Genomic DNA, 21,848 nt, shown 5'->3' on the forward strand with positions numbered 1-21,848 from the left:
GCCGCGAAGCCCGACAAACATCAACCATTTATCCCTGAATCCAGGGCAAACCACGCCCTTTCCAACCATTGATCCGGCCGCGGTGCTGCTCGGCGTCCTTGTCGCCCTCGAATCCTTCCAGCACGTTGTAGACCGTGGCGTAGCCCGACGCCGTGGCCAGGCGCGCGGCTTCGTCGGAGCGGGCACCGGAACGGCACAGGAACAGCACGACCTTTTCCTTGTCCACCTGCTGCATCAGCTGATTGGCAAAATTCGGGTTGGGCACCATGCCGGGAAAGCTGCGCAATTCGATGCGCAGCGCGTCGGGCACCACACCGACGAACTGCCATTCGGCCTGGCTGCGCACGTCGACCAGCACCGCTTCGGGAATGCCCTGCAACAGTTCATACGCCTCATCCGGCGTCACCGCGCCGGCATAAGGCAACCCTTGGGAACTGCCGCGCTCGCCGGCCCGGTGCAGAATCTCGTTGATCTTGCTCATCATCACTCTCCTTGCAAGGGGATTACATTATTTGTTTACAGTGATTATCGGGAAAGCCCCGCTCCGGCGCAAACCATGCCGAATGCACCAATATCGAGCATGGCAATAATGTGACGCACCAAACCGGAGCCTGCCATGGCACGTGCAAGTCCGGCGAGGCTTGTGCCACAATGGGCAAGCCCGCCGGAACGGGCTGGCACGCTTCCTGCTAGTTTTAGTCGCAAACCCTTAGTACAACGCATACTCTGATGCACGTAGCCCAACAGGAGAACACCATGGCGGTTGCAGACGTTTTGAAACTGATCAAGGACAACGACGTCAAATTTGTAGATCTTCGCTTTACCGATACCCGCGGTAAAGAGCAGCACGTTTCCATCCCGGCCCACGTCGTCCTCGATGACGGCGAAGAGTGGTTCGAGCACGGCCACGCTTTCGATGGCTCCTCGATCGCCGGCTGGAAAGGTATCCAGGCTTCCGACATGCTGCTGATGGCCGACCCGGCCACGGCCAAGATCGACCCGTTCTACGACGAGCCGACCGTGTTCATGTCCTGCGACGTGATCGACCCGGCCGACGGCAAGGGCTACGACCGCTGCCCGCGCTCCATCGCCAAGCGCGCAGAAGCCTACCTGAAGGCTTCCGGCATCGGTGACACCGCCTACTTCGGTCCGGAACCGGAATTCTTCGTGTTCGACTCCGTGACCTGGGGCGCCGACATGTCCGGCTGCCACGTCAAGATCCAGGCTGAAGAAGCTGCCTGGGCGTCCGCCGAACAGTTCGAAGGCGGCAACATGGGCCACCGTCCGGGCGTGAAGGGCGGCTACTTCCCGGTTCCGCCGGTCGACTCCTCGCAAGACCTGCGTTCCGCCATGGTGCTGCTGCTGGAAGAACTGGGCGTGCCGGTCGAAGTGCACCACCACGAAGTGGCTACCGCCGGCCAGAACGAAATCGGCACCAAGTTCAGCACCCTGACCCAGCGTGCCGACTGGACCCAGATCCTGAAGTACGTGGTGCACAACGTGGCCCACAGCTACGGCAAGACCGCCACCTTCATGCCGAAGCCGATCGTCGGCGACAACGGCTCGGGCATGCACGTGCACCAGTCGATCTGGAAAGACGGCGTGAACCTGTTCGCCGGTGACGGCTACGCCGGCCTGTCCGAAACCGCCCTGTACTACATCGGCGGCATCATCAAGCACGCCAAGGCGCTGAACGCCATCACCAACCCGGGCACCAACTCGTACAAGCGTCTGGTTCCGCACTACGAAGCGCCGGTGAAGCTGGCCTACTCCGCCAAGAACCGCTCCGCCTCGATCCGTATCCCGCACGTGGCCAGCCCGAAAGGCCGTCGTATCGAAGCCCGCTTCCCGGATCCGTTGGCCAACCCGTACCTGTGCTTTGCCGCGCTGATGATGGCCGGTCTGGACGGCATCCAGAACAAGATTCACCCGGGCGATGCCGCCGACAAGAACCTGTACGATCTGCCGCCGGAAGAAGACAAGCTGATCCCGACCGTGTGCGCCTCGCTCGACGAAGCCCTGGCCGCGCTGGACGCCGACCGTGAGTTCCTGACCCGTGGTGGCGTGTTCTCCAACGAGTGGATCGACGCTTACATCGAACTGAAGATGCAGGAAGTGAACCTGACCCGCATGACCACCCACCCGGTGGAATTCTCGATGTACTACAGCCTGTAATTCACGGCCCGTACCCGAATCGAACGGCAGCCTCGGCTGCCGTTTTTTGTTTTTCTGCCCAGCTGCACGGCCCGCCGGCGGGCGCCGGCTTATCCCCATGTGACGGATGACGCGGATTTGCTTATGATGAAATCACCTATCAGGATAGACCATGCAGGTTTCCCCCCACCCATGAAGACCATGATTTTCGGCCTGTTGTTGGCGTGCAGCCTGGCGCAGGCGCAGACCATCTACAAGTACGTCGACCCCAGCGGTCACGTCACCTTCTCGAATACCCCGATGAAAGGCGGCGTGCCGGTGAAATTGTCGCCGTTGTCGACGTATTCGAGCGAGGAGGCGAAGTCGAGCAGCTCGGCGCCGTCCACCACTCCCAGCACGCCGCCCTTCAGCAGCGGCCGCTATCCCAACGTCGACAACGCCACCCAGCAGCAGCGCGACAACGGCCGGCGCAAGATCCTGGAACAGGAGCTGGCCAACGAGCAGAAGGCGCTGGCCGAGGCCCAGAAGGCGCTGGAGGAAGGCCGGGCCACCCGGCTTGGCAACGAGCGCAACTACCAGAAATACCTCGACCGGGTGCAGCAACTGCAGAACCAGGTCACCGAGCACCAGAAGAACGTGGAAGCCTTGCGGCGCGAGTTGGGGCAGTCCGCTTCCAATGCACCAAAATAAGGCATAGCATTCCGGTAAAGAGGCTTGGGTCCGCTTGCAGCGCTGGCGTGGATATTGCTATACGGATAGCGGACACACTCTTCACGACCGGATTTCCATGACACCATCCAGCTTTGCCGGGCTCGAACTGCTCGACACCCCGGTGCTGATCGTGCGGACCGACGGTTCGCTCGACTACGTCAATCCCGCCAGTGAAAACCTGTTGGCACTGGGACGGCGCGAACTGCTGCGCCATCAACTGACCGGACTGTTCCAAAACAGTGCAGCGCTGAAGCAGGCGCTGGATACCGCGTTCAAGAACAACGTCAGTTTCATCGAACACGACCTCGAACTGAAACTGCTGCACAACGAGCAGCCGCTGCACGTCGCCCTGTCGATCACGCCGATCGACAACGACGGTTCGCGCGCGCTGGTGGAGCTGCGCCCGCTCGACCAGCAGCTGAAAATCGCCAACGAAGAACGACTGCTGCTGCAGCAGCAGGCCAACCGCGAACTGATCCGCAACCTGGCACACGAGATCAAGAACCCGCTGGGCGGCATTCGCGGCGCGGCGCAACTGCTGGAGCACGAGCTGGGCGAACGCGACGATCTCAAGGAATACACCGAAGTCATCAAGGAGGAGGCGCTCCGGCTGCAGTCGCTGGTGGACCGCCTGCTGGCGCCGCATCGCCGCCACGTCTCGAGCGAGATCAACATCCACGAGGTGCTGGAGCGGGTGCGCAGCATCGTGCTGGCCGAATACCCGCAGGGGCTGATCATCTGGCGCGACTACGACATCAGCCTGCCGACGCTGGTGGCAGACAAGGAGCAGCTGATCCAGGTGGTGCTCAACATCACCCGCAACGCCATCCAGGCGATGAAGGGCAAGGGCGAGATCATCCTGCGCACGCGCGTGGCGCGCCAGGTCACGCTGGCGCGCAAGCGCTACACCCTGGCACTGAAATTGCAGATCATCGACAACGGCCCGGGCATCCCGGAAGAGATCCGCGACCACATTTTCTACCCGCTGGTCACCGGGCGCGCCGAGGGCACCGGCCTCGGTCTGACGCTGGCGCAGGCCTTCGTCCACCAGCACGGCGGCAGCATCGAGTTCGAGTCCCGCCCGGGCTGCACCTGTTTCACCGTGATGCTGCCGCTGGGCACCTAGCCCGACCGCTGCTCACACTCAAGAGCGGCCAACAAACCCCCGCGCAGCAGTCTTGGCTAGGCGCGCGGCCGCAGACAGTACAAGCAGTACGGCAAGAGTTTGCTGAGCGAATCAAAGATTCGCACGCGAGCGCAACAACGCCAAGAGGGGTTTGTTGGCAGCTCTACAACACCGAGAGGGACACCATGCATACAAACCCGGTCTGGATCATTGACGACGACAAGGCGATCCGCTGGGTCCTGGAAAAGGCCCTGGCACGCGGCGGCATCGGCTTCGAGAGTTTCGCCAGCGCCGACGATGCGCTCAACGCGCTGTACGACGCCAGCCCGCGCGTCATCATCAGCGACATCCGCATGCCCGGCACCGACGGACTGAAGTTCCTGTCGCGGGTCAAGCTGGAGCATCCCGAGATTCCGGTCATCATCATGACCGCGCACTCCGACCTCGATTCGGCGGTGGCGGCCTTCCAGGGGGGCGCCTTCGAGTACCTGCCCAAGCCGTTCGACGTCGACCAGGCGACCGCGCTGATCGAGCGGGCGCTGGCGGAGACGCGCGGCCCCTCCGAGGCGCCGAACGGCGAGGAGGAGATGCCGGCCTTGCTGGGTCAGGCCCCGGCGATGCAGGACGTGTTCCGCGCCATCGGCCGCTTGAGCCAGTCGAGCGTGACGGTGCTGATCACCGGCGAATCGGGCACCGGCAAGGAACGCGTGGCCGAGGCGCTGCACCGTCATTCGGTGCGCGCCAGCAAGCCGTTCATCGCGCTCAACACCGCCGCGATCCCGAAAGACCTGCTGGAGTCGGAGCTGTTCGGCCACGAGAAGGGCGCCTTCACCGGCGCGCTGGCATCGCGCCGCGGCCGCTTCGAGGAGGCCGAGGGCGGCACGCTGTTTCTCGACGAGATCGGCGACATGCCGATCGAGCTGCAGACGCGCCTGCTGCGCGTGCTGTCCGACGGGCACTTCTACCGCGTCGGCGGCCACACCCCGATCAAGGCCAACGTGCGCGTGATCGCGGCGACGCACCAGAACCTGGAGGAGCGGGTCAAGAGCGGCCAGTTCCGCGAGGACCTGTTCCATCGCCTGAACGTGATCCGCCTGCGCCTGCCGCCGATGCGCGAGCGCAGCGAGGATATCCCGATTTTGACGCGCTACTTCCTGTTACGCAGCGCCAAGAACCTGGGGGTAGAGTCGAAGCGCCTGTCCGACGCGGCGATGGAGCTGGTGCGCCATTACCCCTTCCCCGGCAACGTGCGCCAGCTGGAAAACCTGTGCCAGTGGATCACGGTGATGGCGCCGGGGCAGACGGTGGAGCTGAGCGACCTGCCGGCCGACATCCGCGACCCGGCGCTGCACCCGGTGCTGGAAGCCGGCGGCGAGGCCGCGGCCAGCCCTGCCACGGTGTTCGGCGGCGACTGGATGAAGGGCCTGGCCGACGAGGTGGCGCGCCGCCTGCGCGCCGGCGAGATCGGCATTATTGACGACCTGACGCGGCGCTTCGAGGAGACCTGCATCCGCAGCGGCACGGCGCACACCGGCGGGCGCAAGGTGGAGGCGGCGCACCTGTTGGGCTGGGGCCGCAACACGCTGACACGCAAGATCCAGGAGTTGGGCATGGAAGCGGCGCACGGCGAGGAAATGAACCACGGCTGAGCGCCCTCGCCCATCCCGACCCCGCAATGGGAAGTTTCCCCTCACCGCCCGCCGTCAGTACCGCGGGCGGTTTTGTTTGCCAGGCAGACTACAACACCGACAGCCCCGGCAGCGTGGCGAAGCTGGTTTCGCGCACCGTGGCGAGGAAGTCCTGCATGTAGGCGCTCTGGGCGTCGTCCTCGCGCAACGCGGCGTAGAGTTCGCTGTTGAGCCCGGCCGCACCGATCGGCCGCGCCACCACGTAGCCGCGCTCGAGGTAGGGCTTGACCGCCCAGAACGGCAGCGCCGCCACGCCGCGCCGGCTCGCCACCAGCTGGATGATGGCGATGGTGAGTTCGCTGGTGCGGCGCGCCGGGTTGACGCCGGCCGGTGCCAGCACCTTGCGCACCAGCTCCAGCATGTCGTCCGGCACCGGGTAGCTGATCAGCGTCTCGCCGGCGAAGTCCGCGGCCGACCAGCTGCGCCGCTCGGCGAGCGGATGGTCGCGCGCCATGATCACCACCATCTCGTAGGCGAACAGCGGCTGGTGCACGATGCCGGGCTGCGCCTCGGCTTCGGAGACGATGGCGAGGTCGGCGCGCTGCGTCAGCAGCAGGCCGACCGGGTCGGCATGAAAGCCCGACACGATATCGAGCTCGACCGCCGGCCAGTGCTGGCGGAAGGTATCCATCGCCGGCATCAGCCAGTCGAAACAGGTGTGGCACTCCACCGCCACGCGCAACTCCCCCGCCTCCCCCTGGCGCAGCCGCACCAGGTCGCGCTCCGCCGCCGCCACCTTGCCCACCAGCTCGCGCGCCAGCGCAAGCAGCCGCTCGCCGGCCAGGGTGAAGCGCAGCGGCTGGCTCTTGCGCTCGAACAAGGCCAGGCCGTAGTGCTCCTCCAGCTGCTTGAGCTGGTGCGATAGCGCCGACTGCGTCAGGAACACGCGCCGCGCCGCCTGCGACACGCTGCCGGTTTCGGCCAACGCCAGCAGGGTCTTGAGATGGCGGATTTCCAGGGCACTGTTGTTCATGAATGAAATCGATGCAAAACGTCAAAATAATGAGTTTGTATCATACAGCAAAACCGCTCATGCTTGGCTCCAACGATTTTCGATTCTGCCTTTGACTTCCCTATCGATGACAAGCCTGCTTCAGTAGGCGAGCGAGCCAAAACAGCTTGAGCGCCGCCAGCGCACAGGAACCGGAATGGACACGTAGTCCATGAGGACCCGAGCACTGCCGGCGCTCAAGATGTGAAGGCGCAGCCGCCTAATGGAGCAGGCTCCACAGGAGCATTGCCATGACTACGATCCATCTGCTCGGCTTCCCGCGTATCGGCGCCCGACGCGAACTGAAGCAACTGCAGGAAAGCTACTGGCAGCAGGCCATCGACGAGGCCGCGCTGCTCAAGGGCGCACGCGAGCTGCGCCAGCGCCACTGGCTGCTGCAGAAGGGCGCCGGCGTCGAGCTGGCGCCAGTCGGCGACTTTGCGCTGTACGACCACGTGCTCGACGCGCAGATCCTGGTGGGCGCCCTGCCCGCGCGCTTCGGCTTCGACGCCGCCGCCCTCACCACCGCGCAGTACTTCGAGCTGGGACGCGGCAACGCCCACCAGCCGGCGCTGGAGATGACCAAGTGGTTCGACACCAACTACCACTACCTGGTACCGGAATGGCATGCAGGCACGGCGTTTTCGGCCAACCCGGCGGCGCTGCTGGCGCAGCTGGGCGAGGCGCAGGCGCTCGGCCTCAAGGCGAAGCCGGTGCTGCTGGGGCCGCTGACCCTGCTGTGGCTGGGCAAGGTCAAGCGCGCCGCGTTCGACCGCCTGCGCCTGCTGCCGGCGCTGCTCGAATGCTACCGCGAGCTGCTGGCCGCGCTGGCAGGCGCCGGCGCCGAGTGGGTGCAACTCGACGAGCCGATCCTGGCACTCGACCTGCCGGCCGACTGGCTGGTGGCGTTCGCTCCGGCCTATCACACGTTGGCCGAAGCCCCGGTGAAACTGCTGCTGGCGAGCTACTTCGGCAGCGTGGCCGAGCACGCCGAGCTGCTGAAAGCCCTGCCGGTGGCCGGGCTGCACCTCGACCTGGCTCGCGCCCCGCAGCAGCTCGACACCTTCCTCGCCGACTGGCCCGCCGACAAGGTGTTGTCCGCCGGGGTGATCGACGGGCGCAACGTGTGGCGCGCCGACCTCAACGCCCTGCTGACGCCGCTCGAAGCGGCACGGGCACGACTGGGCGAGCGGCTGTGGCTGGCGCCGAGCTGCTCGCTGCTGCATTGCCCGGTGGACCTGGCGCAGGAACTCGCGCTCGACGTCGAGGTGAAGACCTGGCTCGCCTTCGCGGTGCAGAAACTCAACGAGCTGAAGCTGCTGAAGCGCGGGCTGCGCGACGGCCGTGACGCCATCGCGCCGGAACTGGCCGGCAGCGACCACGCCCAGTCCTCGCGCCGCGCCAGCCCGCGCATCCACCGCCCGACGGTGCAGGCACGGCTGGCGGCGCTCGCCGGCGGCAGCAGCCAGCGCCACCGCCCTTACCCGCAACGCGCCGTCGCGCAGCGCGCCTGGCTGAACCTGCCCCTGCTGCCCACCACCACCATCGGCTCGTTCCCGCAGACCGCCGCGATCCGCGCCGCGCGCGCCGCCTTCAAGCAAGGCGAGCTGGAGGCCGCCGGCTACGACGCGGCGATGCGCCGCGAGATCGAACTCGCCATCCGCCGCCAGGAAGCGCTCGGCCTCGACGTGCTGGTGCACGGCGAAGCGGAGCGCAACGACATGGTGGAATATTTCGGCGAACAGCTGTCCGGCTACGCCTTCACCCGCTACGGCTGGGTGCAGAGCTACGGCAGCCGCTGCGTCAAGCCGCCGATCATCTACGGCGACGTCGAACGCCCCGCCGCGATGACAGTGCGCTGGGCGGTGTACGCGCAGAGCCTGACCTCGCGTCCGGTCAAGGGCATGCTGACCGGCCCGGTGACGATGCTGCAGTGGTCGTTCGTGCGCGACGACCTGCCGCGTAGCGAGGTGTGCCGACAGATCGCGCTGGCCCTGAACGACGAGGTGCTCGAGCTGGAAAACGCTGGCATCCGCGTGCTCCAGATCGACGAGCCGGCCTACCGCGAGGGCCTGCCGCTGAAGCGCGCCGAGTGGCCGGCGTACCTGGCCTGGGCCAGCGCGGCGTTCCGGCTCTGCTGCGCCGGTCTCGACGACGCCACGCAGATCCACACCCACATGTGCTATTCGGAGTTCAACGACATCCTGCCCGCGATCGCCGCGATGGACGCCGACGTCATCACCATCGAGACCTCGCGCTCGGACGTGGAGCTCTTGAGCGCCTTCGGCGACTTCGCCTACCCCAACGAGATCGGGCCGGGGGTGTACGACATCCACAGCCCGCGCGTGCCGGGCGAGCAGGAGATCGAGACCCTACTGGAGAAGGCGCTGGCGGTGATCCCGGCCGAGCGGCTGTGGGTCAACCCCGACTGCGGCCTGAAGACGCGCGGCTGGCCGGAAGTGGAAGCGGCGCTGGCGCACATGGTGGCGGTGGCGCGCCGCCTGCGCGCCCGCCTCGCCGAAACCGTGGGCTGAGCCGCGCCGCAATATGAACACAGGGCAGCGTCGCCCGACGCTGCCCTGTGTTCATGCCCGAACCGGAGCGGAACCTACTCGCTGCTGGTCAGCATGCCCGGCGTCATCATGACCTTGAGCCGCACCGACTCGAAACCGTGGCGCTCGCGGTGGTTGAGCCACCAGATCGCCCCCTTCTTCACGCTCCACAGGTCGGGCTGGCCCGACATCAGCTGTGCCGCCAGCCGGCCGAGGTAGGGCTGGTGCCCGACCACGACCACGGTCTTGCCCGGCTCGGGCCAGCCGGCCGCCTCGAGCACGCTCTCCGGCGAAGCGTCGGGATTGATCTCGGGCAGCACTTCGTAGCTCTTCATCAGGAAGGCGGCGGTCTGCTGCGAGCGGCGCGCCTCCGACGCCAGCAGGGTGAATTCGCGCGGCAGGCGCACGCGCAGCCAGGCCGCCATCAGGTGCGCCTGCTGCTGCCCCTTGCGCGTCAGGCGCCGCGCCAGATCGTCCGCGCCGTCTTCGGCCTCGGCGTGGCGCCACAAAATCAGGTCCATTCGTCCTCCTCGCTCCTTGTCGTTATCGCCCCGTTCCAGCATAGCGCCGGGGCAGGCAGACGGGCAGTGTAACCAGACCGGATGTCAGCTTGGTGTCAACGCGCTTAAAGGTGCATGAAGCCGAGTACGATCGGCACCAGCACCGCCGTCACCAGCCCGTTCAGTCCCATCGCCAGGCCGGCGAAGGCGCCCGCCGTTTCCGACAGCAGGAACACGCGCGCGGTTCCGATGCCGTGCGCCGCAATGCCGGTGGCCACCCCCATCACCAGGTCGTCGTCGAGGCGCAGCCGGGAGAACAGCGGCTTGACGATGACCGCGCCGAAGATGCCGGAAACGATGACGAAGGTCACCGCCAGCGCCGGGATGCCGCCGATGTGCTCGGCGATGCCGATGGCGATCGGCGTGGTCACCGCGCGCGGCATCAGCGACAGCAGGATTTCGTGCGGCAAGCCGAACGCCGCGCCGAGTCCCACCGCACTGAGGATGCCGGTAAGGCTGCCGGCGAGCAGGGTCAGCGACAACGGCAGTGCGGCGCGCTTGAGCCGCGACAGATTGTGGTAGAGCGGAATCGCCAGCCCCACCGTGGCCGGGCCCAGCAACAGCTGGATGAACTGAGCCCCCTTCATGTACTCGGCCGGCGAGATACCGCAGCCCAGCAGCACTGCGATCACCAGCAAGCTGCCGATCAGCACGCTGTTGGTGAGCGGATGGCCGTGGGCGCGGCGGTTGAGCCACAGCGCCAGGCGGTAGGCGGCCAACGTCAGGCCGAGGCCCAGCAGCGGCGAGCCGCGCAGCCATTCCAATGCCGGGGTGACGTTCATGCCGCGCCCCCCGCCGCCGGCGCGCCAGCAGCAGCTTGAGCAGCACCGCCGGCACCAGCAGCGTGATCAGCGTGGCGCCGGCGAGCGTCGCCAGCAGCGACCAGCCGTGCGCCGTCAGCAACGACCAGTAGACGATCACGCCGGCGCAGGCCGGGATGAACAGCAGCGAGAAATGGCCGAGCAGCTGCGGCACGTGCGTGTTCAGGCTGACGGGGATGCCCTTCTTCGCGCACAGCGTCAGAAACAGCAGCAGCATGCCGAGTACGGCACCGGGCAGCGGCAAGGCCAGGCTGCGACAGATCAGCTCGCCGGCGAGCTGGTAGCCGATCAGCCAGATCAGGGTTTCGATCACGATTCGATCCAATCAAGGTCAACAGAGATAACGCCCACTCCAGCAGGCGAGCGGGCCGAAGCCGCCGGGACGTAGAGACACGGCGGGGGTGGCGTAAAGCCCCCCGCCCGGGCTAACGGGGGCCGGCGCCCACCGAGCAAATCTGCACCGCGTCAGCCGGGAACGCGCTTCCGCCCATCCCGAAGCCCCCAAGACGCCAGGCGCCGCCGGCTCCCGCGACGGGCCTTCCACCATAACAAAATCACCGCGTCTGCACGACCGCGGGTTAACCCTCGCACGCGACACCACGTGCCGTGCCGCAGGCTGAAACAGGACAGCGTTCGGCGGCTTTGGCATAATGCGCGCCATGCTTCCGGATACCGCTTGGGCTGCCACGCCCCCTCCCTGCCGCCGGCCCTGTCGAGCTGCCTGACCGAGCCCGGCTCGCTCACCGAGCGGCTGATGCACTGCGGCCACGCTTTCGCCGTCCGCGTGCTGGCGCAGGGCGACGACCGCGTCCACGCCGACGAGGCGGAACTGCTCGGGCTGCCCGCCGGCGCCGCGCTCTACGCCCGTCACGTGGCACTGACGCTGGACGACACCCCGGTGGTGGTGGCGCGCAGCGTCACCCGCCTCGCCTGCCCGGCCTGGCACCCGATCCTGCAACGCGGCAGCCGCTCGCTCGGCTTCACCCTGTTCGGCGGTCACGCCGGCATCGTGCGCGAGCCGCTGGCCTACCGCGAGATCGACGCCTCCCACCCGCTGTTCGCGCTGGCGCAGGCGCACGACCCGGCTTCGGCCAACCTTTACCCCGCGCGCCGCTCGCGCTTCCTGCTGGCGAACACCCCGCTGATCGTGTGCGAGCTGTTCCTGCCGGCACTGGAGAGATTCCTGCCATGAACGCCCGCCTCGCCGACCGCTTCACCGTCTACAGCCAGCTGATGCGCATCGACAAGCCGATCGGCACCCTGCTGTTGCTGTGGCCGACGCTGTGGGGGCTGTGGCTGGCCGGCAACGGCCGCCCCGACGCCCTGGTGGTGACGATCTTCATCGCCGGCACCTTCCTGATGCGCTCGGCCGGCTGCGTCATCAACGACTACGCCGACCGCGACTTCGACGGCAAGGTGGAACGCACCAAGGCGCGCCCGTTCGCGCGCGGCGCCGTGAGCAAGAAGGAAGCGCTGCTGCTGGCCGCCGGGCTGTCGCTGATCTCCCTGCTGCTGGTGCTGCCGCTCAACCCGCTGACGCTGCTCTTGAGCGTGCCGGCGGTGTTCCTCGCCGGCAGCTACCCGTTCACCAAGCGCTTTCTGCCGATTCCGCAGGCGTATCTGGGCATCGCCTTCTCCTTCGGCATCCCGATGGCCTTCGCCGCGCTCACCGGTCACGTACCGATGATCGCCTGGCTGCTGCTGCTGGCCAATACCTTCTGGACCCTGGCCTACGACACCGAATACGCCATCACCGACAAGCCGGACGACCTCAAGATCGGCATCAAGACCTCGGCCATCACCTTCGGCGACTATGACGTGGCGGCGGTGATGCTGTGCCACGCCGTGTTCCTGGCGCTGATGGTGCTGGTGGGTCAGGAGGCGCACCTGGGCGCCGCCTACTACGCCGGGCTGGCGGTTTCCGCGCTGCTGATGGTGCAGCAGTACTTCGCCATCCGCGGGCGCGACCGCCAGCGCTGCTTCAAGTCCTTCCTCGACAACAACCGCGTCGGCGCGGCCATCTTTGCCGGGCTGGTGCTGGACTTCCTGCTGCGCTGATAGCCATCCGGCAAAAACACGAAACGGGCCAGACGGCCCGTTTTTGTTGGGTACAGCACCCTCGAAGCCCGTTCAGAATCTGTCGCGGGTAGCCCTGGGCGGGGTGAAAAGCCGCACAGAAAGCGGAATGCACACGGAGTCCATGAGGATTTCCGATCGCTGAGCGAATCTCTGCGGGCACATCTTTAAGATGTGCCCAGCGAAAGATTCGCACGCAGAGCGCATGAGCCCCGATCAGGGCTGCGCCGCAGGATTATGAATAGGTTGTCACGAGGTACGGAACGGCAGGCGATAACGCTGCCCTTCCACCTCCAGCGTCATGATCCAGTCCTGGCGCTGGCTCACGCACATCGGCAGCGTCACGCGCGCCTGCCAGCCGCCCGGCGCGGCCACGAAGCGATAGCGGTTGAAGCCCATGTCCATGTCGCGCATGCTGAACTCGGCTCCCGGCGCCTCCTTGGCCGCCCCGGTGAGGCGGATCTGGAACGGCTGTCCCGATTTGGCCGGGCTGGCGAACTGCAGCTGCATGCCGTTGGGCAGACGGCAGCTGCTCTGGGCCGGGTCGCACGCCACCTCCTGCACCGCTGCCTCCGCCGGACGGCTCAGGTACCAGCTGATCAGCGCGAACTTCACCGCGCCCAGCAACACCAGCGCCACGCCGATGGTGGCCCACTTCAGCTGAGTGCGGGTCATCGCCACGCCCCTCGCATCAGCGCCACGCCGTGCGCGCCGTGGGCGCGGGCATCGATCAGATCGGCAGCGCTCAGGCCGCCCAGCGCGTACACCGGCAGCGGCGTGCCGCCGGCCAGCCGGCACTCGAAGCCGTCCCAGCCCAGCGGCGCCGCGCCCGGATGGCTGGCGGTGGCCTTGACGTGGCCCAGCAGGGCGTAGTCCAGCCCCAGCCCGGCGGCTTGGTTCAATTCCGCAGTCGAGTGCACCGACGCCCCCACCCAGGCGAACGCCGGCCGCGCCGTGGCTTCGGCCAACCTCTTGCCGTTCAGGTGCACCCCGTCCACCGGCCAGCCAGCCAGCCAGGCCGGGTCGGCGTTGACCACGACCTTGCCGCCGCGCGGGTGCACGATGGCCGCTACACGCTCGGCCAGCGCCGCCAGTTCGTCGCGCCCCAACTGCGGCTCGCGCAGCTGGATCAGCGTCAGCTCGGGCCGCGCTTCCAGCGCCTCGAGAAAGGCCTCGACGCCGATCTCGTGCGCGCAGCTGATGGCGTACACGTCCGGCAGCTCCAGCGACTTCAGGATCGGCCCGTTGGCCGGCAGCATCGGCCCCACCGTGTAGTGCCCCGGCTGCTGCCAGGCGAAGTCCTGCTCCTCGTGCGGCTGCGGCGTGCCGTCCCAGGCCCAGATGCGGTAGAAGGTCAGGTGCACCGAGGCGTGCTCGTAGTGATGCACCTTGGTCAGCCACGGCGTGGCGTGGGTGACGGTGATGCCCATCTCCTCGTGGAACTCACGCACCAGCGCCGCGAACGGCGCCTCGCCCGGCTCGACCTTGCCGCCGGGAAACTCCCAGTAACCGGCGTAGGGCTTGCCTTCGGGACGGCTGCCGAGCATGAACGAGCCGTCCGGGCGCATCAGCGCGCCGGCGACGACGGGAATAATTTTGTGATCGGACTGCATGGGGGAACCGGAAAGCGATGGATGGCCGGAATGATAGCGCGTCGGGGCGGCTTTGTGTCGGACGGGGCGGATAAGTACCGGTTCTAGCAGGATTCTCCGCTCGGTCGAGGCCGCACACGGAAAGGTTGGCCGAAGCCGCCGCCGTGGCATAGGCTGAACGATGGCCGAACCGCGCCGCAGGAGACCGCCCCATGAGCAAAGTATTCTTCGACGTTGCCGTCTCGCTCGACGGCTACATCGCCGGGCCCCATGCCCACCCGCACAACCCGCTGGGCGACGGCGGTCTCGGGCTGCACCAGTGGATGTTCCAGACTGCCACCTTCCACGAACGCCTCGGCAGCGGCGGCGGCGAGCGCTCGCCCGACGACGCGCTGGTGCATCACGTGTTCGAGCGCGCCGGCGCCTACGTGCTGGGCCGGCGCATGTTCGACGAAGGCGAAGTCGGCTGGCCCGAGAACGCGCCGTTCCGCGCCCCGGTGTTCGTGCTGACGCACACCGCGCGCGAACCGTGGGTGCGGCCCGGTGGCACCACCTTCTACTTCGTCACCGACGGCATCGACAGCGTCCTCGCCCAGGCGCGCACCGCCGCCGCCGGCAAGGACGTGCGCATCTCCGGCGGTGCGGACACCATCCGCCAGTACCTCGCCGCCGGCCTCGTCGACGAGTTCACCCTGCACCTCGCGCCGGTGCTTCTCGGCGGTGGAGCGCGGCTGTTCGAGCCGCTCACGCCTGAGCAGCTCCGGGTCGAGCAGACGGCGGTGAGCCACTCGCCGCTCGCCACGCACCTCAGCTACCGGGTCGTCACGGACGCACCCACCAGCATCTGAGAACCGCACACTGAGCACGCATTCAGACGGGACTTCGGCCAACGTGTTGAGCTTGGTGAGGATAGGCAATCGGGAAAGGTTGCCGGTCCCGCCCGGCTGGCGGGTCAAGGGAATTGCGTGGCCAATTCCCTTGACAATCCCAAGGCCACCCCCACGATCCCCGCCCTCCGGGTTCCCGGTCACAAGCCGTCTGGCAAGGCGCTGGCGAAACTCGCGATTTGCCAACGTCAAATCGCTCAAACAGCCGCCAGCTTAAAACCTTGCCAGCCAACTTGCGCCCGGCGGGATCAAAGGGGCCAGCCCTAGCCGCCGACAGACGTGTTCTAAACGATCACAGGTTGACGGCAGTTCCGCATTAGTTGGGATACCACAACCGCACCAATGAGCCCCGGCCCCTTTTTGTGCGCCGGTTGGGTGGCGCTGGCGGGGTTTTAAGAGCCCGTCTGTTCGACGCCGGGCGACGCTAGCGCCCGGCTAGTTACGGGCTCGCCTCGCCAGTGCCGGGCCCCGAACGGGAAGCCGCAGGCCGCACAAACGGGGTGGCCTTTGGGGATGCAAGGGGGCTTTGGCCACGCAAAGCCTCCTTGCCCGCCAGCCGGGCGGGACCGGCAAGCTCAGTTCTTCACAACTTGTGGCACAATGCAATGAATGTATGATTTTTGGATATCCAAAGTCATAGATGCTTTATCTACAGGGCTTATCACGTGTAACATGCCCATAATGACTCAGATGAATATATATTTCAGGACGTCTAGCTATAGCTAGACTAGTAATCTCCTTCGGAAAATCAAGCAAAATGAACTATGACAATCCAGCCGCTCGTTTACTCGCCATCATTGAAAATGGCAAGAGTATTTCTGCCCATGTGAATTGTCGTGTGGCTTGGGAGCAGTTATTAGATGTTGAAAACAACAATCCACTATTAATATCACGCCTTGGCAAGGTAATGGAGCTACCTGACTCAATCATTCAGGCCATAAAAGAAAATTTCCCTAACCAGCAGGACACGTGGTCTCATTGGTCCACCCAAGTGAATCATGCTTTCATGGTTCAAAATCTTAACGCCAATTGGCAGACATTCATAAATGAAATAGATCAGCACTCGGTTACATACTTGCGATTAGCGTCCGATCTTTTGCAGGTAAAATCGAATACAAAAATACTAATTGACGGGGAGATTAGCCCTATTCGAGAGAGACTACTGGGCTTACTTGAGGAGGTATTAAGTGGCAACCTCTCTGATGATATCAAAAAGTATTTGGCTAGAAATATTAGAAAGATAATTGTTAGCATTGAAGAATATAAAATAACTGGCGCCCTACCTCTTCTTGACTCCATCGAGTCAACCATCGGGCATGCTCATATTGATGAGCCTTACAAAAATTTCCTAGTTGATACAGAGTTGGGAAGAAGAATTTTGGATACACTAGGAGCAATGTCAAACTTAGTAACTGTTGCAGTTGGCATTCCACAACTAAGTCAAACAATAGCATTGCTTACCAACTAGGCATCTAACATTGCGTTCAATTCACTACTTCGCGACTGGAACGAAAAAAACTACGCTTTCTTCCCACATCTTAACTACAGCGTAAAAGCAACTGAGGTAGAGCGTAGGCAAACAGCAAGTTGTTGACAAAATCGTTTCTGAAAATCATCCCAGCGCACCATTAAATATTAAGTTTTTGCCGCCCGCTGAACTCAAACGTTACCCACAATCGAAATAAGAAGAACATTACGTGGGCGCTGATCGGATTGGCGGGGACAATTGTAATTAGTCTTATTTCGAGCGCCGCTTACGATCTGATCAAATGGCTGATTACCTGATGCCCTAACAAATCCGTCAACCAGACGCCCAAAGCTACGCTTTGGGCTCCCTCACTGGTTCTTGACTGCAGTTAGTTTAATTGTTACCCCTCACTCCGCCTGTCGCTCTTCCTCCCCCCGCCCCGCCCAGTCGCAGGCAAACTGCCACGCCACCCGGCCCGAACGGCTGCCCCGCGTCAGGCTCCACTGCAGCGCCGCACGCTCGGCCTCGGCGTCCATCGCCAGCCCGAAGTGCTGCAGCCACTGCCCCACCGCCGCGAGGTAGGCGCGCTGGTCGAAGGGGTAGAACGACAGCCACAGACCGAAGCGGTCGGACAGTGACACCTTCTCCTCCACCGCTTCGCCCGGGTGGATTTCGCCGTCGTGCTGCTGGGTCTGGCGGTTTTCGCTCATGCGCTCCGGCAGCAGGTGGCGGCGGTTGGAGGTGGCGTACACCAAGAGGTTGTCGGCACGGCGCGCCAGGCCGCCGTCGAGCGCGGTCTTGAGCGCCTTGTAGCCGTCGTCGCCTTCCTCGAACGACAGGTCGTCGCAGAAAAGGATGAAACGCTCGGAACGGGTGGCCACCAGGTCGACGATCTGGGCGAGGTCGGCGAGGTGATCCTTGTCGACCTCGATCAGGCGCAGCCCCTGCTCGGCGAACTCCGGCAGCAGCGCCTTGATCAGCGACGACTTGCCGGTTCCGCGCGCGCCGGACAACAGCACGTTGTTGGCAGAGCGGCGCTCGATGAACTGGCGCGTGTTGCGCACCAGCTGGGCGAGCTGGCGGTCAATGTGGGTAAGGTCGGAAAGGCGCACGCTGTGCGGCGCGGACACCGACTCGAGCCAGCCGGCCAAACCCTGGCGGCGCCAGCGGAACGCCTGTGCGCTCCAGTCCGGTTCAGGGCGGGCCGGCGGCAGCAGCGGCTCGAGGCGCGCCAGCAGGGCTTCGGCGCGGGTGAGGAAGGATTCCAGCTTGTCCATGTCTCTCGTTCCTTCTCTTAAAAGGTTGGCCTGACTGTGCGGAAACGGCGGGCGAAGAAAAGGCCGGTTACCCGGCCTTAATCTTACAAACTGTCTCAGTAGGCGAGCGAGCCAAAGCAGGTTGAGCACCGCCAACGCACAGGAACCGGAATGTACATAGAGTACATGAGGATTCCGAGCATTGCCGGCGCTCAAGATGCGCAGGCGCAGCCGCCTACTGTTCAATCGCGCAGCGTGATCACCGGCCAGCCCTTTTCTTCGGCATGCGCGCGCAGCGTGGCGTCCGGGTCGACCGCCACCGGGTGGCTGACGATGGACAACAGCGGGATGTCGTTGCGCGAGTCGCTGTAGAAGAAGCTCTGGTCGTAGCTCGCCAGCGTTTCGCCGCGCTGGGCGAGCCAGTCGTTGAGGCGGGTGATCTTGCCGTCCTGGTAGCTCGGCACGCCGGTGGGCTTGCCGGTGTAGTGGCCGTTCTCGTCCACTTCCAGTTCCACCGCGATGAGGTGCTCGACGCCCAGTTCGGCGGCGATCGGCCCGGTAATGAAGCGGTTGGTGGCGGTGATGATCAGCACCACGTCGCCCTGCGCCTCGTGCGCGGCCAGGAGTTCGCGCGCCTTCAGCGGGATGATCGGCTTGATGTGCTCTTCCAGATAGTCGGCGTGCAGCGCGGCCAATTCCTCGCGGCTGAAGCGCGTCAGAGGCTGCAGCTGGAAGTCGAGGAATTCGTAGATGTCGAGCGTGCCGGCCTTGTACTGTTCGTAGAAGTAGTCGTTCTGACGCGCGTGGTGCTCGGGGTCGAGCAGGCCGCGCTTGATCAGGAATTTCGGCCACTCGGTATCGGAGTCGCCGGCGATGAGGGTGTTGTCGAGATCGAAAAGGGCGAGGTTCATGGTTCCGTCGGGGCGGTGTGAAGGATATTCTTGACCAGCGGCACAGTGATCGGACGGCGCAGCGCCAGCGAGTAACGGTCGAGCAGATCGAGCATGCCGATCAGGCTGGAGAGGTCGCGCCGCCAGTGCGTGAGCAGGTAGCGGAACACGTCGTCGGGAATCGCCAGCTGGCGCTCGGCGGCGTGGGCGTGCAAGGCCGCCAGCTTGTCGGCGTCGGACAGCGGCTTGACCTCGAACACCAATCCCCAGCCCAGGCGGGTACGCAGGTCGTCGCGCACCGCCAGCGCCATCGGCGGCAGGCGCCCGGCCATCAAGAGGCGGCTCTCGCCGCCCTCTTTCAGCGAGTTGTAGAACGAGAACAGCGTGATCTGGTCGTCCGGCGCCAGGTCGTCGACGTGGTCGACGGCGATGAAGCTGGCTTCGCGCGCGAAGTCCGGCAGGTGCTCGCGCTGGCCGTCGAGGTAGATCGAGGCGCGCCCCAGCGTCTCGGCGTGGGCGATCCAGGCCTGCAGCAGGTGGGTCTTGCCACTACCCGGTTCGCCCCAGAGGTAGATGAACCGCTCGTCGCCCGGATGGGTGAGCGCCGTGATCACTTCCCGGTTGCGTTCGGCGACGAAATTGTCGAAGGCGGGAAGCGGTGTGGGCGTGAGATCGAGAATCAGCTGGTCCAAAATAAGCGCAGGGCCGGAATTAAGTAGCCCATTTCATCAGGCGGCTGCGCCTTCGCATCTCGAGCGCCGGCAGTGCTCGGAATCCTCATGTACTTCATGTACATTCCGGTTCCTGTGCGCTGGCAGCACTCAACCTGCTTTGGCTCGCTCGCTTGCTGAAATAGGCTGCAAGTCGTCAAAAGCCTGATTTTACGCTGATCCGACGGGGTCGCGAAACCCGCAGGCCACACTCGCAACGCCACAGCGCGTCCGCGACGGCAAAAAAGCGGCGGCACAGCAGCGTTCCCGGCAAAATTCGGTTAAAATACAGGCGCTTTTTTTCGCCCGCGACCGGAAAACCCGTTGCCGGCGGATACCCCAATCGGTTTGTTTCACCCGGCGAGCGCCTCCCAGGAGCTGAAACCGGCGCCTGGCGCCGACTCGGACTCCTCTGTGCGCGGGCCTCGCGGGGGGAAGAGCACAGACGCCGGAATTGACTGAACCGGTCAATGAGGCTGTCGCACGGCGCAGCAGCCCAGACCCGGGCCGCGCAGCAAGATTATGAACAGAAAGTGAGCTGACCTTGAACACCACGTCCCTCAGTTACCGTGATGCCGGCGTCGACATCGACGCCGGCGACGCGCTTCGTCGAAAACATCAAGCCGTTCGCCAAGCGCACCATGCGCCCGGAAGTCCTCGGCGGCCTCGGCGGTTTCGGCGCACTGGTGGAAATCTCCAAGAAATACCAGGAACCGGTACTGGTTTCCGGCACCGACGGCGTCGGCACCAAGCTCAAGCTCGCCTTCGACTGGAACAAGCACGACACCGTCGGCATCGACCTGGTGGCGATGAGCGTCAACGACATCCTGGTACAGGGTGCCGAGCCGCTGTTCTTCCTCGACTACTTCGCCTGCGGCAAGCTCGACGTTCCCCAGGCCACCGACGTGATCAAGGGCATCGCCGAAGGTTGCGAGCAGGCCGGTTGCGCACTGATCGGCGGTGAAACCGCCGAGATGCCGGGCATGTACCCGGTGGGCGAATACGACCTGGCCGGTTTCGCCGTCGGCGTGGTGGAAAAGAGCAAGGTCATCACCGGCCGCGACATCAAGCCGGGCGACGTAGTACTGGGCCTGAAGTCCAACGGCGTGCACTCCAACGGCTACAGCCTGGTGCGCAAGATCATCGAGCGCGCCCAGCCGCAGCTGGACGCCGAGTTCGACGGTGGCAAGACCCTGCGTGAAGCCATCATCGCCCCGACCCGCATCTACGTGAAGCCGCTGCTGGCACTGATGCAGCAGCTGAACGTGAAGGGCATGGCGCACATCACCGGCGGTGGCATTACCGAAAACACCCCGCGCGTGCTGCCGGCCAACACCGTGGCCCAGATCGACGCCAAGAGCTGGGAGCTGCCGAAGCTGTTCCAGTGGCTGCAGGCGGAAGGCAATGTCGATGCACAGGAAATGTATCGCACCTTCAACTGCGGTATCGGCATGGTGGTGATCGTGGACGCGGCCGATGCCGACGCCGCGGCTGCCTTCCTGACCGAGCAGGGCGAAACCGTATCGCGCATCGGCGTGATCCGCGCGCGCAACGGTGACGAGCACCAGACCCAGGTAAACTGAGCGTCCCCGTTTGAAACACAACGCCGCTGGCTGACGGGCTGGCGGCGTTTGTCTTTGGTAGACTGACTGCGGCAAGGACGCTTGCCCACGTTCAAGCACCATGAAAAACATCGTCATCCTGATTTCCGGGCGCGGCTCCAACATGCAGGCCATCGTCGAGGCGCAGATTCCCGGTGCCAACATCGCCGCGGTGATCAGCAACCGCCCCGACGCCGCGGGTCTCGCCTGGGCCGCCGAACGCGGAGTGCCCACCGCCGCGCTCGACCACAAGGCCTTCGCCAGCCGCGAAGCGTTCGATGCCGCGCTGGCCGAGCTGATCGACGGCTACGCCCCGGACCTGGTGGTGCTGGCCGGCTTCATGCGCATTTTGACCCCGGACTTCACGCGCCGTTACGAAGGCCGCATGCTGAACATCCACCCCTCGCTGCTGCCCTCGTTCACCGGCCTGCACACGCACCAGCGCGCCATCGACATGGGCTGCAAGGTGGCCGGCTGCACCGTGCACTTCGTCACTGCCGATCTAGACCACGGTCCGATCGTGGCGCAGGGGGTGGTGACGGTGCTGGACGACGACAGCGAGGACACCCTGGCGGCGCGCGTGCTGAAGATCGAGCACCAGCTGTACCCGGAGGCGGTGCGCCGCTTCGTCGCCGGCGAGCTGGCCATCGTCGACGGCCGCGTCAAAGGCCGCGCCCAGGACGCCGGACAATGCCTGATTTCGCCCTCCCTGAACTGAGCCCGGGCGCTTGGCGGGAACGTCCTGCCTCGCGCGCCGCTCGAATA

The 21,848-nt window shown here is 65.1% G+C and carries 19 protein-coding genes and 2 pseudogenes; 11 read left to right on the top strand and 10 right to left on the bottom strand.

Features of this window, described 5'->3' with window-relative positions:
* Positions 1–28: 28 nt before the first annotated feature.
* Positions 29–484, bottom strand: coding sequence for a rhodanese-like domain-containing protein (locus ABKF58_RS01605; protein WP_367180146.1), 456 nt, complete (start codon positions 482–484; stop codon positions 29–31).
* 272 nt (positions 485–756) lie between these two features.
* On the opposite strand from ABKF58_RS01605, the gene glnA reads away from it, so the two are divergent.
* The 4 genes from glnA to ntrC all read left to right on the top strand — a co-directional run bounded on the left by glnA (position 757) and on the right by ntrC (position 5,640).
* The gene (glnA, locus tag ABKF58_RS01610; protein WP_482583174.1) at positions 757–2,175 is read left to right on the top strand and encodes a glutamate--ammonia ligase; all 1,419 of its coding nucleotides are present in this window, start codon (positions 757–759) and stop codon (positions 2,173–2,175) included.
* A 171-nt stretch (positions 2,176–2,346) separates the two neighbouring features.
* Positions 2,347–2,844: a DUF4124 domain-containing protein gene (locus tag ABKF58_RS01615; protein ID WP_482583175.1), complete on the top strand. Its 498-nt coding sequence runs from the start codon at positions 2,347–2,349 to the stop codon at positions 2,842–2,844.
* A gap of 97 nt (positions 2,845–2,941) precedes the next feature.
* Positions 2,942–3,991 carry a nitrogen regulation protein NR(II) gene (gene glnL, locus ABKF58_RS01620; protein ID WP_008953279.1) on the top strand — a complete coding sequence of 350 codons (1,050 nt, stop codon included), beginning with the start codon at positions 2,942–2,944 and terminating at the stop codon, positions 3,989–3,991.
* A 185-nt stretch (positions 3,992–4,176) separates the two neighbouring features.
* Positions 4,177–5,640, top strand: a complete 1,464-nt coding sequence (gene ntrC, locus ABKF58_RS01625; protein ID WP_482583176.1) for a nitrogen regulation protein NR(I) — start codon at positions 4,177–4,179, stop codon at positions 5,638–5,640.
* Positions 5,641–5,728: 88 nt separating this feature from the next.
* On the opposite strand, the gene ABKF58_RS01630 is transcribed toward ntrC, so the two are convergent.
* A complete protein-coding gene (locus ABKF58_RS01630) occupies positions 5,729–6,652 on the bottom strand; it encodes a LysR family transcriptional regulator (RefSeq protein ID WP_482583177.1) in 924 nt (307 codons plus the stop codon).
* A 269-nt stretch (positions 6,653–6,921) separates the two neighbouring features.
* Between ABKF58_RS01630 and metE the strand changes: the two genes are divergently transcribed.
* Positions 6,922–9,204 carry a 5-methyltetrahydropteroyltriglutamate--homocysteine S-methyltransferase gene (gene metE / locus ABKF58_RS01635; RefSeq protein ID WP_482583178.1) on the top strand — a complete coding sequence of 761 codons (2,283 nt, stop codon included), beginning with the start codon at positions 6,922–6,924 and terminating at the stop codon, positions 9,202–9,204.
* A gap of 74 nt (positions 9,205–9,278) precedes the next feature.
* On the opposite strand, the gene ABKF58_RS01640 is transcribed toward metE, so the two are convergent.
* From ABKF58_RS01640 to ABKF58_RS01650, 3 genes and pseudogenes are all read right to left on the bottom strand, one after another.
* Positions 9,279–9,743, bottom strand: a complete 465-nt coding sequence (locus ABKF58_RS01640; protein ID WP_008953283.1) for a SixA phosphatase family protein — start codon at positions 9,741–9,743, stop codon at positions 9,279–9,281.
* 104 nt (positions 9,744–9,847) lie between these two features.
* Positions 9,848–10,564, bottom strand: coding sequence for an LrgB family protein (locus ABKF58_RS01645; RefSeq protein ID WP_482583179.1), 717 nt, complete (start codon positions 10,562–10,564; stop codon positions 9,848–9,850).
* A 100-nt stretch (positions 10,565–10,664) separates the two neighbouring features.
* Positions 10,665–10,916: pseudogene (locus ABKF58_RS01650) on the bottom strand (CidA/LrgA family protein); the annotation flags it as partial.
* A gap of 363 nt (positions 10,917–11,279) precedes the next feature.
* Here ABKF58_RS01650 and ABKF58_RS01655 point away from each other — a divergent pair.
* Both ABKF58_RS01655 and ubiA read left to right on the top strand, forming a co-directional pair.
* The gene (locus ABKF58_RS01655) at positions 11,280–11,795 is read left to right on the top strand and encodes a chorismate--pyruvate lyase family protein (RefSeq protein ID WP_482583180.1); all 516 of its coding nucleotides are present in this window, start codon (positions 11,280–11,282) and stop codon (positions 11,793–11,795) included.
* Entirely contained in the window at positions 11,792–12,661 is an 870-nt protein-coding gene (gene ubiA / locus ABKF58_RS01660) for a 4-hydroxybenzoate octaprenyltransferase (protein WP_482583181.1), read from the top strand. Before ABKF58_RS01655 ends, ubiA begins: the two co-directional genes overlap by 4 nt.
* Positions 12,662–12,928: 267 nt before the next feature.
* Here the strand turns inward: ubiA and ABKF58_RS01665 are convergent, their stop codons facing one another.
* Together ABKF58_RS01665 and ABKF58_RS01670 are read right to left on the bottom strand one after the other, a co-directional pair.
* Entirely contained in the window at positions 12,929–13,354 is a 426-nt protein-coding gene (locus ABKF58_RS01665) for a hypothetical protein (RefSeq protein WP_482583182.1), read from the bottom strand.
* Entirely contained in the window at positions 13,351–14,292 is a 942-nt protein-coding gene (locus ABKF58_RS01670; RefSeq protein ID WP_482583183.1) for a Nudix family hydrolase, read from the bottom strand. Before ABKF58_RS01670 ends, ABKF58_RS01665 begins: the two co-directional genes overlap by 4 nt.
* Before the next feature lie 191 nt (positions 14,293–14,483).
* Here ABKF58_RS01670 and ABKF58_RS01675 point away from each other — a divergent pair, with 191 nt between their 5' ends.
* Complete coding sequence (locus tag ABKF58_RS01675; protein WP_482583184.1) at positions 14,484–15,119, top strand: dihydrofolate reductase family protein; 636 nt, start codon at positions 14,484–14,486, stop codon at positions 15,117–15,119.
* Between the two features lie 796 nt (positions 15,120–15,915).
* Positions 15,916–16,626, top strand: coding sequence for a hypothetical protein (locus ABKF58_RS01680; RefSeq protein WP_482583185.1), 711 nt, complete (start codon positions 15,916–15,918; stop codon positions 16,624–16,626).
* Between the two features lie 407 nt (positions 16,627–17,033).
* Here ABKF58_RS01680 and ABKF58_RS01685 read toward each other — a convergent pair whose 3' ends face one another.
* The 3 genes from ABKF58_RS01685 to hda all read right to left on the bottom strand — a co-directional run bounded on the left by ABKF58_RS01685 (position 17,034) and on the right by hda (position 19,464).
* Positions 17,034–17,903, bottom strand: a complete 870-nt coding sequence (locus tag ABKF58_RS01685; protein ID WP_482583186.1) for an ATP-binding protein — start codon at positions 17,901–17,903, stop codon at positions 17,034–17,036.
* A 221-nt stretch (positions 17,904–18,124) separates the two neighbouring features.
* Positions 18,125–18,793, bottom strand: a complete 669-nt coding sequence (locus tag ABKF58_RS01690) for a histidinol-phosphatase (RefSeq protein WP_482583187.1) — start codon at positions 18,791–18,793, stop codon at positions 18,125–18,127.
* Entirely contained in the window at positions 18,790–19,464 is a 675-nt protein-coding gene (gene hda / locus ABKF58_RS01695; RefSeq protein ID WP_041702815.1) for a DnaA regulatory inactivator Hda, read from the bottom strand. The genes ABKF58_RS01690 and hda overlap by 4 nt, the downstream gene beginning before the upstream one ends.
* 562 nt (positions 19,465–20,026) lie before the next feature.
* Here hda and purM point away from each other — a divergent pair.
* A pseudogene (gene purM, locus ABKF58_RS01700) lies at positions 20,027–21,065 on the top strand (phosphoribosylformylglycinamidine cyclo-ligase).
* 100 nt (positions 21,066–21,165) lie between these two features.
* Complete coding sequence (gene purN / locus ABKF58_RS01705; RefSeq protein WP_482583188.1) at positions 21,166–21,801, top strand: phosphoribosylglycinamide formyltransferase; 636 nt, start codon at positions 21,166–21,168, stop codon at positions 21,799–21,801.
* Positions 21,802–21,848 lie beyond the last annotated feature (47 nt).

The sequence above is a fragment of the Pseudogulbenkiania sp. AW2-16 genome (genome assembly GCF_056824575.1).

Excerpts from the sequence above, each read along its gene's own strand:
- ABKF58_RS01605 (WP_367180146.1), bottom strand. The coding sequence starts at position 484 with ATGATGAGCAAGATCAACGAGATTCTGCACCGGGCCGGCGAGCGCGGC.
- glnA (WP_482583174.1), top strand. The coding sequence starts at position 757 with ATGGCGGTTGCAGACGTTTTGAAACTGATCAAGGACAACGACGTCAAA.
- ABKF58_RS01615 (WP_482583175.1), top strand. The coding sequence starts at position 2,347 with ATGAAGACCATGATTTTCGGCCTGTTGTTGGCGTGCAGCCTGGCGCAG.
- glnL (WP_008953279.1), top strand. The coding sequence starts at position 2,942 with ATGACACCATCCAGCTTTGCCGGGCTCGAACTGCTCGACACCCCGGTG.
- ntrC (WP_482583176.1), top strand. The coding sequence starts at position 4,177 with ATGCATACAAACCCGGTCTGGATCATTGACGACGACAAGGCGATCCGC.
- ABKF58_RS01630 (WP_482583177.1), bottom strand. The coding sequence starts at position 6,652 with ATGAACAACAGTGCCCTGGAAATCCGCCATCTCAAGACCCTGCTGGCG.
- metE (WP_482583178.1), top strand. The coding sequence starts at position 6,922 with ATGACTACGATCCATCTGCTCGGCTTCCCGCGTATCGGCGCCCGACGC.
- ABKF58_RS01640 (WP_008953283.1), bottom strand. The coding sequence starts at position 9,743 with ATGGACCTGATTTTGTGGCGCCACGCCGAGGCCGAAGACGGCGCGGAC.
- ABKF58_RS01645 (WP_482583179.1), bottom strand. The coding sequence starts at position 10,564 with ATGAACGTCACCCCGGCATTGGAATGGCTGCGCGGCTCGCCGCTGCTG.
- ubiA (WP_482583181.1), top strand. The coding sequence starts at position 11,792 with ATGAACGCCCGCCTCGCCGACCGCTTCACCGTCTACAGCCAGCTGATG.
- ABKF58_RS01665 (WP_482583182.1), bottom strand. The coding sequence starts at position 13,354 with ATGACCCGCACTCAGCTGAAGTGGGCCACCATCGGCGTGGCGCTGGTG.
- ABKF58_RS01670 (WP_482583183.1), bottom strand. The coding sequence starts at position 14,292 with ATGCAGTCCGATCACAAAATTATTCCCGTCGTCGCCGGCGCGCTGATG.
- ABKF58_RS01675 (WP_482583184.1), top strand. The coding sequence starts at position 14,484 with ATGAGCAAAGTATTCTTCGACGTTGCCGTCTCGCTCGACGGCTACATC.
- ABKF58_RS01680 (WP_482583185.1), top strand. The coding sequence starts at position 15,916 with ATGAACTATGACAATCCAGCCGCTCGTTTACTCGCCATCATTGAAAAT.
- ABKF58_RS01685 (WP_482583186.1), bottom strand. The coding sequence starts at position 17,903 with ATGGACAAGCTGGAATCCTTCCTCACCCGCGCCGAAGCCCTGCTGGCG.
- ABKF58_RS01690 (WP_482583187.1), bottom strand. The coding sequence starts at position 18,793 with ATGAACCTCGCCCTTTTCGATCTCGACAACACCCTCATCGCCGGCGAC.
- purN (WP_482583188.1), top strand. The coding sequence starts at position 21,166 with ATGAAAAACATCGTCATCCTGATTTCCGGGCGCGGCTCCAACATGCAG.